Annotated in this window: 14 protein-coding genes; 3 read left to right on the top strand and 11 right to left on the bottom strand. The window is 63.7% G+C overall.

The window, feature by feature from the left end; all coding sequences use genetic code 11:
- Positions 1-32: 32 nt before the first annotated feature.
- From PCO31110_RS13405 to PCO31110_RS13415, 3 genes are all read right to left on the bottom strand, one after another.
- Positions 33-980, bottom strand: a complete 948-nt coding sequence (locus PCO31110_RS13405; RefSeq protein ID WP_036661071.1) for an AEC family transporter — start codon at positions 978-980, stop codon at positions 33-35.
- A 2-nt stretch (positions 981-982) separates the two neighbouring features.
- Positions 983-1,726 carry a GntR family transcriptional regulator gene (locus PCO31110_RS13410; RefSeq protein WP_150690624.1) on the bottom strand — a complete coding sequence of 248 codons (744 nt, stop codon included), beginning with the start codon at positions 1,724-1,726 and terminating at the stop codon, positions 983-985.
- Between the two features lie 127 nt (positions 1,727-1,853).
- Positions 1,854-2,147, bottom strand: coding sequence for a hypothetical protein (locus PCO31110_RS13415; RefSeq protein WP_010807204.1), 294 nt, complete (start codon positions 2,145-2,147; stop codon positions 1,854-1,856).
- Here PCO31110_RS13415 and PCO31110_RS13420 point away from each other — a divergent pair.
- Complete coding sequence (locus tag PCO31110_RS13420) at positions 2,146-2,556, top strand: hypothetical protein (protein ID WP_150690625.1); 411 nt, start codon at positions 2,146-2,148, stop codon at positions 2,554-2,556. The genes PCO31110_RS13415 and PCO31110_RS13420 overlap by 2 nt on opposite strands.
- Positions 2,557-2,561: 5 nt before the next feature.
- Here the strand turns inward: PCO31110_RS13420 and PCO31110_RS13425 are convergent, their stop codons facing one another.
- The 3 genes from PCO31110_RS13425 to PCO31110_RS13435 all read right to left on the bottom strand — a co-directional run bounded on the left by PCO31110_RS13425 (position 2,562) and on the right by PCO31110_RS13435 (position 3,661).
- The gene (locus PCO31110_RS13425) at positions 2,562-2,750 is read right to left on the bottom strand and encodes a hypothetical protein (protein ID WP_010807203.1); all 189 of its coding nucleotides are present in this window, start codon (positions 2,748-2,750) and stop codon (positions 2,562-2,564) included.
- A gap of 112 nt (positions 2,751-2,862) precedes the next feature.
- Positions 2,863-3,117, bottom strand: coding sequence for a hypothetical protein (locus tag PCO31110_RS13430; protein WP_010807202.1), 255 nt, complete (start codon positions 3,115-3,117; stop codon positions 2,863-2,865).
- 169 nt (positions 3,118-3,286) lie between these two features.
- A complete protein-coding gene (locus PCO31110_RS13435) occupies positions 3,287-3,661 on the bottom strand; it encodes a hypothetical protein (protein WP_150690626.1) in 375 nt (124 codons plus the stop codon).
- Positions 3,662-3,812: 151 nt separating this feature from the next.
- Between PCO31110_RS13435 and fghA the strand changes: the two genes are divergently transcribed.
- Positions 3,813-4,667, top strand: coding sequence for an S-formylglutathione hydrolase (gene fghA / locus PCO31110_RS13440; protein WP_010807200.1), 855 nt, complete (start codon positions 3,813-3,815; stop codon positions 4,665-4,667).
- Positions 4,668-4,695: 28 nt separating this feature from the next.
- Here the strand turns inward: fghA and pdxY are convergent, their stop codons facing one another.
- The 5 genes from pdxY to PCO31110_RS13465 form a co-directional block, all read right to left on the bottom strand.
- Complete coding sequence (pdxY, locus tag PCO31110_RS13445) at positions 4,696-5,553, bottom strand: pyridoxal kinase PdxY (RefSeq protein WP_010807199.1); 858 nt, start codon at positions 5,551-5,553, stop codon at positions 4,696-4,698.
- A 143-nt stretch (positions 5,554-5,696) separates the two neighbouring features.
- Positions 5,697-7,793 carry an elongation factor G gene (fusA, locus tag PCO31110_RS13450; protein WP_010807198.1) on the bottom strand — a complete coding sequence of 699 codons (2,097 nt, stop codon included), beginning with the start codon at positions 7,791-7,793 and terminating at the stop codon, positions 5,697-5,699.
- A 245-nt stretch (positions 7,794-8,038) separates the two neighbouring features.
- Complete coding sequence (locus PCO31110_RS26165) at positions 8,039-9,685, bottom strand: methyl-accepting chemotaxis protein (RefSeq protein ID WP_150690627.1); 1,647 nt, start codon at positions 9,683-9,685, stop codon at positions 8,039-8,041.
- Between the two features lie 305 nt (positions 9,686-9,990).
- A complete protein-coding gene (locus PCO31110_RS13460) occupies positions 9,991-11,106 on the bottom strand; it encodes a VPS10 domain-containing protein (RefSeq protein ID WP_174979543.1) in 1,116 nt (371 codons plus the stop codon).
- Between the two features lie 46 nt (positions 11,107-11,152).
- Positions 11,153-11,422: a MoaD/ThiS family protein gene (locus PCO31110_RS13465; RefSeq protein ID WP_036661068.1), complete on the bottom strand. Its 270-nt coding sequence runs from the start codon at positions 11,420-11,422 to the stop codon at positions 11,153-11,155.
- Between the two features lie 353 nt (positions 11,423-11,775).
- Here PCO31110_RS13465 and PCO31110_RS13470 point away from each other — a divergent pair, with 353 nt between their 5' ends.
- The gene (locus PCO31110_RS13470) at positions 11,776-12,138 is read left to right on the top strand and encodes a hypothetical protein (protein ID WP_010807194.1); all 363 of its coding nucleotides are present in this window, start codon (positions 11,776-11,778) and stop codon (positions 12,136-12,138) included.
- Positions 12,139-12,158 lie beyond the last annotated feature (20 nt).

Raw genomic sequence — 12,158 nt, forward strand, 5'->3', positions numbered from 1 at the left:
CGAAATGACGCCGGGGCCTGCTTGCCCTTGTCTTATCGTCCGCTGAACCAGCCGATCAGCAGCGACACCGTCACCACCGAAAGCACCGTCGAAATCAGAATCGCGCGCGAGGCGACAGCGGCTTCGCGTCCGTACAGTTGCGCCAGCATGAACGGCCCCGTGCCAATGGGCAGGGCCGAGAGCAGCAGTGCGCTGTGCGCCCAGATCGTCGGAAGATCGAAGACACGGAACGCCAGAAATGCCGTGACCGCCGGTTGAAAGATGAGCTTGAGTCCGACGAGACGTCCCACCGCGCGTGCAATCCGGGGCTCCTTGGCCGCCCCGGAGCTTTGCGCGAGAAACATGCCGATCGCCACCAGTGCGCACGGACTGGCCGCCCCGCCGAGCAACGTGGTGAAATGCAACACGGGCGCAGGCAGTGCAACACCTGCGGCCGCAAACGCCATGCCGGCGAACGGCGAAACGACGAGCGGATTGCGCACCAGCGCCCGGGCGACGAAGCCCGCCGTGCGACGCCAGTTCGGCGTGGCTTGCAGATCCGTCTCGATGATCGCGATGGAGATGGCGAAGAGCACGGTTGCTGTGAGCAGCATCGCGACGACCACCGCCGGTACGCTGGCCGGACCGAAGGCCACGAGACACAGCGGCAATCCCATGAACCCGGCGTTCGGATAGGCCGCGCCCATGCCTTCGATGCTGGCGTCGGTCAGACGTCCGCGCACTGCGCGATCGAGCATGAAAGACAGCGCGAACGTTGCGGCCATGCCGCCGCCGAATGCGCCCAGAAACCCAGGGTTGACCAATTCCGCCCACGTGATCTGCGCCATCGACTGGAACAGGACGGCAGGCAGCGCGAGATAGACGACAAAGCGGTTGAGCGCGTCGAGCGCGGTCTCGCCGAGCCAGGCACGACGGGCGCACAGATAGCCGACGAAAATCAGCCCGAAGACGGGGAGGGCGGCGGAGATGACGGCTTGCATGATCAGTGCGACGCGGCCAGCCGCGCGAGCCACTCGCGGCGCGCATTGCCGCCATCCGCTTCGGTGTGTTCGCGGGCGGCGGCCTCGGCGCCATCGGCATCCCCAGCCGCGATGCGCGCGACGATTTCCCCGTGTTCGAGCCAGACAACTTCCTGCATCGGCATGGCCCCAAGCGTCGCGGCCATCGCCCGCATGATGTGCGGCCATTGCGGCGCGACCGTCTGCGCGATCAGCGGGTTGCCCGACGCGTCGTGCAACGCCGTGTGGAAAGCCACCTCAATGCGGACCTGACGCGCCACCGGTGTGCCTCGCGTCATCGCCATGCCAGTCGCAACCGCCTCCTGCAGACGTCGCAGTTCCGGTTCGCGCAACGTGCCTTGTGCCATACGTGTGGCCGCGAGCCGTGCGGCGAGACCGTCAAGGGCCGTGCGCACCTGGTAGAGCTGGCGCAGGTGATCGGCGTCGATGGGGGCGACCTCCAGACCCTGACGCCCGCTGTCGCAAACCAGACCGTCGCGTTTGAGCAACTGCAAGGCATGGCTGACGGGCTGACGCGACACGCCTAGCGAATCGGCCAGTTCGGCCTGCCGGATGCGCTCGCCCGGGGGCAGCGTGAGATCCGCAATGGCGTCGCGCAGACGCGAATAGACCTGATCGATCAGTACGGGCGTGCTCGTCAGGGGTTCAAGCGGCGCGAGGGGCCGGTCGGTTGCTGTCGAGTCGGGGGATGCAGCGGGGTTCGACATGGAATTCCGGTGCTCGCCGGTCTTCGTGATATCTGGAATTCCGAATTCTACACTTGCGAACAGACGCTGGCGTGCTTTTTTTGACCCATGGCAGTCGTGAAGGAGGGCGAGGCGGGCGGGGCTTACGTCAGTCGCTCGGATCCAGTTCGGGAGGGGCGACGAATGCAGCGCGCGCGGGTGTCTGAAGCAGGGCCTGAACGGTCGTGCGGGTGCGCTGGAGGCGGCGGGCGAGCGCCCATGCGTCGGCCTCGTGTTCGAACAAACCGACGATCAGGTGCGGTTCCGCGGCAAAGCCGTCGGAAAACAAGCCGATATTCTTCGCGATCATCTCGCTCGCCCGCTCCACCGACACAGTGTATTGGCGCGGCGAACGGTATTGATTGATGACTACGGCAAAGGCGCGGGAGAACGCGTCGGACATGCGGGAACCTCCTCTGTCGGCGTCGCGCGAAGTCTCCGATCTTGATCATTGGAACTACGCACTCGGCGTTGCACTTCCGGTGATTGTAGGCGATGGCGAGGCGCGTGTCGGGACAAAAGCGATGCGCGTGCGCATGACCGGCGGCGCGTGCCGGCGGCAGCAAAAAAAAGCCGCCGAGCGGGTCGGCGGCGCAACAGAGAGGGTGACAGCGCAACCGAAGTTGCCGAAGACCAGCATAGGTGGCGGCGATGACAGCGTCGTGACCGTCGTATTTGACGATGGGCTCAACGCTTGCGGTGATCGACTGCCGGATCGCGCCGCGAAATTCGGAAAAATTTTCGGGAAAAGCGCTCACCGCGCGCGCCGCGCGCCAGAGACCTTCCGTTGTTCGATGCGCTCGAACGCGTAGGCCGGCTATACGAGCACGGGCAACGCCTCCATGACAAGGAGTGCAACGAGCGCTCCGGCCACCGCACCGGCCGCGCGCAGGCCGTAGCGCGTGCTGCGGGTCGCGACGGGGATACCGCCAACGAGCAGCGCGCCGGCCACCGCCATCGGCAGGAACAACGTCAAGTCGTAAAGGTTGAAGTGGAATATGGGCATCTTTCTTGTCTCCTCACCTGAGTCGCGTTTCCACTATAGGACGGCGGCGGAGGATGCCCAAATTTGGTGCGACGCAGCATGTTGCTGCGCGGAGAATGATGCTTTGGCGGTATCAGTCTTCTTGACGCACGGCGTGCATCTTGCGGCGTGCGTTCCACATCGCCATGTCTTTGCGAGTGCGTACGCGGTCGCTGACGTTGATGTCTGCGGGCCGGGCGCCCGGGGTAGAGGCGGCAACGTCGTTGGCTTCGCTGCGCGCCTGCACCATCATGACGAGCGTAAGCAGCGAGGCGGCAAGCGCCAGCAAGATCAGCTTCATATGACCCCCGAGGGTGAATCTCTGGTGAATCTGGTCGGTGTTATGCATCGTCGTCTTCGTCCTGACCGGTCCGCCAAAGGGGACCGTGCCGGCGAGGGTGGCGCGATGCTTCTGTGATGCACTGCTGACGGACTACGTTGCCGCAACTGCCTGACGGGAGGGGGGGCTTCGGTGCGTCTGACGCTGGCTGAGGCCACGTCTCATATTGCGCGACGCATCATAGCCAGCGATTATGACAACGCGCTGCGGAGATCGAATTCTCACCGGCTGTGTAACGCGTCACCTCACGTCCTTTAACGTATAGCGACGGCTGCGGCGAAAAGTTTAGAAATCCTGACACTTTTTTTTCGACACGGACCCAAAGCGCGATGCCACCGCGTTTCGGTCCGTGCCTCGCCTGCGGCGCGCTTACGGCTGATGCGATGTCGTCGCGCGGACCGCCGGCCTGACCGGCCCGGCGGGCACCGCGCTCAGGCAAGACCATGTCGGCGACGTTGGCCGAAGTGGCGATCGGGATCTCGACGTCCTTGCGCCCTGCCGCAACGAGTGCTTTCTTCAGATCGCCGACGAGTGCCGCGTAGTTGGCAGTCATCCGGCGCACACCGACATGCGTTGTACGCCCTGGGCGCCTTGGCGATGTCACGCGCCGTCGCGCGAGGTAAGATAGCTGCCGTATCGCAATGGTGGCCAGATGGCTGGTAGCGATGCCATTACCGGCTTCCCGAACTTTCCCGGATTTCGTCATGCTCGAACTCATTTCAGAACACCGTTGTTTCGGCGGCGCGCAGCGCTTCTATCGTCACGCCTCGACCACCATCGGTCTGCCGATGCGCTTTTCGGTGTTCCTGCCGCCGCAAGTGCGCGACGGCCGTGCGGTGCCCGCGCTGTTTTATCTTGCGGGGCTGACCTGCACGGAAGAGACGTTCATGATCAAGGGCGGCGCACAGTGGCTGGCCGCAGAGCATGGCGTGGCGCTGATTACCCCCGACACCAGCCCGCGCGGTGCGGACGTGCCGGGCGAGGCCGATGCGTGGGATTTCGGCGTCGGCGCAGGCTTCTATCTCGACGCGACGCAGGCGCCATGGTCCAAGAACTATCGCATGTACAGCTATCTTGTCGACGAACTCTACGCATTGGTGACGCAATCGCTGCCCATCGACGCGGAGCACATCGGCATCTTCGGTCACTCGATGGGGGGGCATGGTGCGTTGACGCTAGCGCTGCGCAACCCTGACAAATTCCGCTCGGTGTCGGCGTTTGCGCCGATTGCGGCGCCGATGCGTTGCCCGTGGGGCGAGAAGGCGTTCACCGGGTATCTGGGGACGGATCGAGAAGCGTGGCGAGAGTACGACGCCAGCGAACTGATCGCGAAGGCCGGTCAGATGGTGTTCCCGGGCGGTATTCTGATCGATCAGGGCCTGAACGACCAGTTCCTCGAAGCGCAACTGCACCCGGACATCTTCGAGCAGGCATGCCGCGACGCCGGCCAGCCGCTGACGCTGCGACGTCACAACGGCTACGATCACGGCTACTACTTCATCCAGACCTTCATGGCGGATCATCTGTCACATCACGCCGAGCAACTGCGCACGTATTGATCCGCCCGGCGCCGTACTGCCTGCGCAGTCAGACCGCCCGCGCCTCGTAACGGCGCGGCGGCGTGACGATCTCGTCTTGCGCCCGAACGATTTCCAACTCATAACGGCCAGCGAGATGCGTGGCGCGCAGCACGGCGTCGACTGCGGCAAGCGTGTGCTCGAACGCCGCACGAGCCGTATCGCCCTTGAGCAAGCGCGCGAGGAAGACACCCGAGGTCAGGTCGCCCACGCCCACAGGCTGACGCGAGAACGGATACAGCGGACGGTAGCCATGCCAGGCCTCGTCGTTCGTCACCACCAGCATGTCGAACCGGTCGGCAGGCTTGCCGGCGTATTCCAGATGCTTGACGAGCACCATCTTCGGCCCGCGTGAGAGCAGGGCGCGGCATGCCGCGACGGCATCCTCAAGCGTGTCGATCGGATGCTGCGAGAGTTTTTCCAGCTCGAGATGATTGGGGGCCATGATGTCGGCCGCCGCAGGCATGTGTTCGACGAGATACTGCTCGATGCCCGGCTTGACCTGGCACCCTTTCTCGGGATGCCCCATCACCGGGTCGCACAGGTAGATCGCTGCGGGATTGGCCTGTTTAACGCGCTGCACCGCCGCGAGCACGAAGCCCGCCTGCTCCGGCGCACCGAGATAGCCGGAAAGTACGGCATCGCAATGTCCCAGCTCACCGATGTCGTCGATGCCATCGACGAGCCGCAGGATTTCTTCGCTGGGCAACGCTTGCCCGGTCCATTTGCCGTATTGGGTGTGATTCGAGAACTGCACCGTGTTGATCGGCCAGACATTGACACCAAGACGCCGCATCGGGAACTCGGCGGCGCTGTTACCGGCGTGGCCGAACACGACATGAGACTGGATGCTGAGAATGTTCTTCATATTGATGTGGCGCGCTAAGGCAAAAAGGACAACGCCCGCTAGCGGAACGATCCTGTCGCGAGACGAGAGCGTGCCAGTTGCGGGCGTTGATCGTCAGCGCGGTGTGCAGTCTGTTCTGCTCACCGCACCCGACGTCTGCTGCGTTACTTCTTGGACGAAATGATGGCGTCGGCCACGTTCTTCGGCGCCTCGGCGTAGTGCTTGAATTCCATCGTATAGGTGGCGCGCCCCTGTGTGAGCGAGCGCAACGATGTCGAGTAGCCGAACATTTCCGAGAGTGGCACTTCGGCGCGCACGATCTTGCCGCCGCCCACGATGTCGTCCATGCCCTGCATGATGCCGCGACGCCCTGAGAGGTCGCCCATCACGTTGCCCATGAACTCTTCGGGCGTTTCGACCTCCACGGCCATCATCGGCTCGAGCAGCACCGGATCGGCTTTGCGCATGGCCTCCTTGAAGGCCATCGAACCTGCCATACGGAACGCGTTCTCGTTCGAGTCCACGTCGTGGTACGAACCGAATGTGAGCGTGACCTTCACGTTGACGACCGGATAGCCGGCCACCACGCCGCTGTTGAGCGTCTCGCGAATGCCCTTGTCCACGGCCGGGATGTACTCGCGCGGCACCACGCCACCCTTGATCGCATCGACGAATTCGTACGGCTTTTCCTTGTCCGGTTCGAGCGAGATGACGACGTCGCCGTACTGGCCGCGGCCGCCCGATTGCTTGACGAATTTGCCCTGCACGTCTTCGACTTTCTTGCGCACCGTTTCGCGATAAGCGACTTGCGGCTTGCCGACGGTCGCTTCCACGCCGAACTCCCGGCGCATGCGGTCGACCAGAATTTCGAGGTGCAGCTCGCCCATACCGGAGATGATCGTCTGCCCCGATTCTTCATCGGTTTGCACGCGGAACGACGGATCTTCCTGCGCCAGACGATTGAGCGCGAGGCCCATCTTTTCCTGATCGCCCTTGGTCTTCGGTTCGACGGCCTGCGAAATCACCGGCTCCGGAAATTCCATCTTCTCCAGAATGATGACGTTGTTCGGGTCGCACAGCGTGTCGCCGGTCGTCGCTTCCTTCAGGCCGACGGCGGCGGCGATGTCACCCGCGCGCACTTCCTTGATTTCCTGGCGCGTGTTCGCGTGCATCTGCAGAATGCGGCCCAGTCGCTCTTTCTTGCCCTTGAGCGGGTTGAGCACCGTGCCACCCGACTCGATCACGCCCGAGTACACGCGGAAGAAGATCAACTGGCCGACGAACGGGTCGGTCATGATCTTGAACGCGAGGGCGGCGAACGGCTCGTCATCCGACGGATGGCGCTCGATTTCCTTGTCGTCCTCATCGTGACCGGCAATGGCGGGCACGTCGACGGGCGAGGGCAGGTAATCGATCACGGCGTCGAGCATGGCCTGCACGCCCTTGTTCTTGAAGGCGGTGCCACACAGCATCGGCACGATCTCGCCCGCGACAGTGCGCTTGCGCAATCCCGCCTGGATTTCCGCCTCGGTCAGCGTTTCGCCGCCGAGATACTTCTCGAGCAGCGCCTCATCGGCCTCGGCGGCGGCTTCGATCATCTTCTCGTGCCATTCCTGCGCCGTGTCCTTGAGGTTGGCGGGAATGTCGACATACTCGAACTTCACGCCCTTCGACTCTTCGTCCCAGACGATGCCTTTCATCTTCACGAGATCGACCACGCCCTGGAAATTGTCCTCGGCGCCGATGGGAATCTGGATCGGCACGGCATTGCCGCGCAGACGTTCGTGAATCTGCTTGTAGACACGGAAGAAGTCGGCGCCCACGCGGTCCATCTTGTTGACGAACGCGATGCGCGGCACCTTGTATTTGTTGGCCTGACGCCAGACCGTCTCGGATTGCGGCTGCACACCGCCGACCGAGTCGTAGACCATGCACGCGCCATCGAGCACGCGCATCGACCGCTCGACTTCAATGGTGAAGTCGACGTGGCCCGGCGTGTCGATGATGTTGATGCGATGTTCGGGGTAGTTGCCGGCCATGCCGCGCCAGAAGCAGGTTGTCGCGGCGGACGTGATCGTAATGCCGCGTTCTTGTTCCTGCTCCATCCAGTCCATCGTGGCAGCGCCTTCGTGGACTTCGCCCAGCTTGTGGTTGACGCCCGTGTAGAACAGGATGCGTTCGGTCGTCGTTGTTTTGCCAGCGTCGATGTGAGCGCTGATGCCGATGTTGCGGTAGCGCTCGATGGGGGTCTTTCGGGCCACGGTACACCTCTTTTCCGGACGGTGGGGAGAAAGCATAACAGCAGCCATCATACTCCAATGTTGCAATGCCGCGCAGGCGGCGATATCGCGCGAAAGGCCAGCAAGCATGGGGATTTGCGAGGGGCTGCGGCCCCATGTCACAAGCCTTCTCAACCGTGCGCACCCCCTTCGCAACCCCATGCAATTCGCCGTGCCTCGGCGGGGTTGCCCGCACAGCGGGCATCACACCGTCACGCTGTCACTCGTCAGGCAACCTGGCGCTGACGGGCGAACGCGAGTACGGCCCCGCGCGAACCATTGGCGGCGACGTCCGTGTCGCCATCTTGACTGGACGTGTAGGCGTCTCCCTCCGAGAGCCGGAACACGGCGACGGCTTCGCGCAGTTGACGCGCCTGGTCCTCCAGCGACCCGGCGGCAGCCGTGGCCTCTTCGACGAGTGCAGCATTCTGCTGCGTGACCTGATCCATCTGCATGACGGCCGTGTTGACTTGCTCGATGCCGCCCGACTGCTCGCTCGATGCCGCAGAGATCTCACCCATGATGTCGGTCACGCGCTGCACGGCTTGCACGATTTCCGTCATCGTGCGACCGGCATCGCGCACTTGTGCCGAACCGTCTTCCACCTTGCCGACGGAGGTCTCGATGAGGGTCTTGATCTCCTTCGCTGCGGCTGCGCTGCGCTGGGCGAGCGTGCGAACCTCGCCGGCGACGACGGCGAAACCGCGTCCTTGTTCGCCGGCCCGCGCGGCCTCGACGGCGGCGTTCAGCGCAAGAATGTTCGTCTGGAAGGCGATGCCGTCGATCACCCCGATGATGTCGTTGATCTTTGTCGAGCTGGTGGCAATTTCCTGCATCGATGCGACGGCGCGTTCGACGACGCGTCCGCCTTCGCCTGCGATGTCCGATGCGTTCGACGCCAGTTGCCTTGCCTGGCGGGCGTTGTCGGCATTCTGGCGCACGGTCGCCGTTAGTTGTTCCATCGACGAAGCGGTTTCTTCGAGCGACGCCGCTTGCTCTTCGGTGCGTGCCGACAGATCGGTATTGCCTGAGAGCAATTGCCCCGAAGCCGATGCGATGGCCGCCGTGCCGCTACGCACACGCCGCACGATCTGGTCGAGGCTTTCATTCATGTGTTTGAGCGCTGCCATCAGTTGGCCGGTTTCGTCGCGACTCGTCACGTCGATGCGGCTCGAGAGATCGCCCTGCGCCACGCGTTCGGCCACTTCGACAGCGCGCGCGAGCGGACGCGTGATGCTGCGTGTGACCGACCAGGCGGCGACGATGCCTGCGACGGCCGCCGCAGCGCCAAGGGTGGTGAGCAGCCATTTGGCGAAGACGATGTCGGCGCTCGTGGCGGCACTGGTTTCGTCGACGATCTTTTGCTGGAGCGTGACCAGTTCGACGGCCTCGGCCTGCATGGCGTCGAGTGCGGGCAGGGCGTCCTGCTGTGCGATGCGCAGCGCGGTGTCGCGTTGGTCGGCGCTCAACGCCGAGATCACGCCGCCGCGTGCCTTCAGAAAGGCATCGTTGTGTTGCCGCACGCCGTCGAGCAACTGCTTGCCTTTACCCGACGTCACGTACTTGTCGAGCACTTCCTGCGCCTTGGCGATGCGGGCGAGGTTGGCGTCGATGCGCTCATTGAGCGCGCTGCGTTGGGTGGCGTCCGTGGTGACGATGGCTTCCATCAGGCGGCGGGCATTGCCGCGCACCATGGCGTCAATGCGGTGCGCCGCATCGGCTTTGGCCCACGCGCGGGTGAGCAGTTCTTCGTTGGCACGTTCGATGGCGACGAAACGCATCAGCGTGATGATCAGCATGCTCAACAACAGGATTAGCAACGTACCGAAGCCGATGGACAGCCGGGTTCGGATCTTCAGGTCGGCGATTCGCATAGGTATGACTCCTTTTAGGGATTTGATGCCGGGGCAACACGGATGACGTGTGGCGCATGGCGTTTCGAGGAGTGGTCGCCGGTTTGCCGCAGAGCGCTTCGATACGGCGGGTGAAGCGTGACGCGACGTTGGCTCACGCGCCGAGAACGACACGTGCGAGATGTCCGGCGACGCGTGACGGGGGATTCTATGAAGCCTGTCCGTCTACCTTCGTATACGACGAAAAATACGATAACTGAAGGTATTCCTACACACAGGCGGGGTAGACGACGGGATAGGCAGTGCGGCGAATTCCGACAGGAAGGTTAGATAAAGCGCACCGCATAGATCGGAGGCAGGTGCGCCGAGACGCACTCCCATTGTTCGCCGGCGTTGTTGCTGATCCATAGCGCACCGGTCGTCGAGCCCATGGCAAGCGTGCGGCCGGTGGCGTCGATATCCAGCCCGTGGCGATAGATGAGGTCGTAGGACGGTGTCTCCGGCAGCCCGTGCGAGAGCGCGGTGAACGACTCGCCGCCATCGCGCGTGCGAGTGACGACGAGCCGGGCGTCGACCGGAATGCGGCACGCATCGCGCTGTGCCGGCACGAACCACGCCACGTCGGGGTCGTGCGGATCGACCGCAACGGCAAAACCGAAACTCGACGGCGCCGCCTGAATCCGTCGCCAGGACGCGCCGTAATCAAGGGTGCGGAAGATCCCGTTGTGATGCTGTGCCCACAAGGCGTTTGGTGCGTCGTGGCATTGCACGAGGCGGTGAACGTCCTGCGCATTCGGATCGAGGCGTCGTTCGGGCGGCATGTAATCGGCTTCCATGCCGCTGGCTGCCAATGCCCAGGTGTGTCCGTCGTCGCGCGTGCGCCAGACACCGCCGGTCGACACGGCCACCATCACCTGCCGGCTGTTGTGCGGATCGATGCAGATCGAATGAATGCCTGCATGGTCGTAACCGCCCCCCATCCACTCGGCGCGCTCAGGGCGATCCCACAAGCTTTGCACCAGTTCCCAGTGCTGCCCATGGTCGCCGGAGCGAAACAGGCCGCCGGGAATCGTGCCGGCCCACAGGACGCCGGGCGCGTCCGGGCCGGCCGCTTCGAGCGACCAGATCAACTCCACCGAGGGGGCCTGCACGTCGCTGGCAGATGATTCGGACTGCTGCGTTTGCGGGGCGAAGGCGGGCGGGGTGAGTTCGGTCCATTCGTTCGCGTCGCGAGTGCGGCCCCAGAGTTTCACGCCGAAATGTCCGAGATTGAGCGCAGCGTAATCCGTGCCGTCGCGCGCGTCGTGCAACACCATGCTCACCGGCTCGCCGGGAAAGTCGGGAGTGTTCGACATTAATCGCCAGGCAGTGCCCTCACGTTGCCACGTGAATAATCCCTTGCGGGTGGCAACCAGCAGCGTGGCTCCGGTGACATGTTCCACGGTTTTCCTCCTTGATGCGGGCGGGTCTTGTCGGGCGCCCGCCGGTTCATCCCCCCGAGAGCGCTTGCGCCACGTACACGCGGCTGGCGTCCTCGAGCGGGTCGCTCAGCGAGCGACGGTCGCGAATCAGCCATCCATCGACGAAGACGGCGACGTGCGCCCGCAAGCGCCCCTGGTCGTTGAACAGATAGCCACGTAGCTCGGGTGTGTGAGCGACGCATTGGGCGAGCACGTCGCGGACGGTCGGTCCATCGACGGACTGGGCGTCCACGCTGACGTGGCGCTGGATTGCGGGTGCAAAGGTGACGGTCGCCATATCCCGGCCATGCGGATGCCGTGGCGACACACGAATCCGCAATGCGATGAGAACGAGACTTTCAGTGTAGACAATGAGGATGGCTCGCGCAGTGTGCATTGCGGCATCGTTGCGTGGCCGCAGCGCTATGTTCCGCAGGAAATAACGCGCGTTGCGTCCCTATGCGCGATAGCAGGGCCGCAGTCTGGTGTCCTTTGGATGACGATCTGTGAGTGTCTATGCCTTGGAAAGCGTCGTCACAGGGTGTGGCATCGCATATCGGACACTCCCCATCCCCCATTCACCTCGTTATTGTTCACCATTATCGGAGTGCCCGCGAGCGCAGTGCCGCAGGTAAATCCAAGGAGGGAGCAATGGCAAAAGGCAAAGCAAAAGACATTGGCATGGGGCGTTGGTCCGATGCGGCGATCAAGCGTCAGTGGCGGCTACACCGGGCGGGGGAGGAATCGCAGAAGGAGGATGTGACGGTCAGGCGCCCGCCGGAGATGGCGAAATGCGAGGGCTATTTCTTGTGGAGCGTGCGTCAGGCGGCGTTCGTCGGTCGTCACGACGGCACCCTCAAGGGCGGCGGGCGGCATTACGCGATGTGCACGGCGCAAGCGAAACGGTATGCGAGCGCGGCGCAGGCGAGGGCGGCGGGAGACGCGATCGTGGGTGGCGTGCTGATCATGTACGGCTACGCCGTCAACACCCCGCTCTATGTCGTGGGGCGGTGACGGCAAGCGATGATCTGCGG

Origin of the sequence: Pandoraea communis, assembly GCF_902459745.1 — a bacterium.
GTDB classification, from domain to species: domain Bacteria; phylum Pseudomonadota; class Gammaproteobacteria; order Burkholderiales; family Burkholderiaceae; genus Pandoraea; species Pandoraea communis.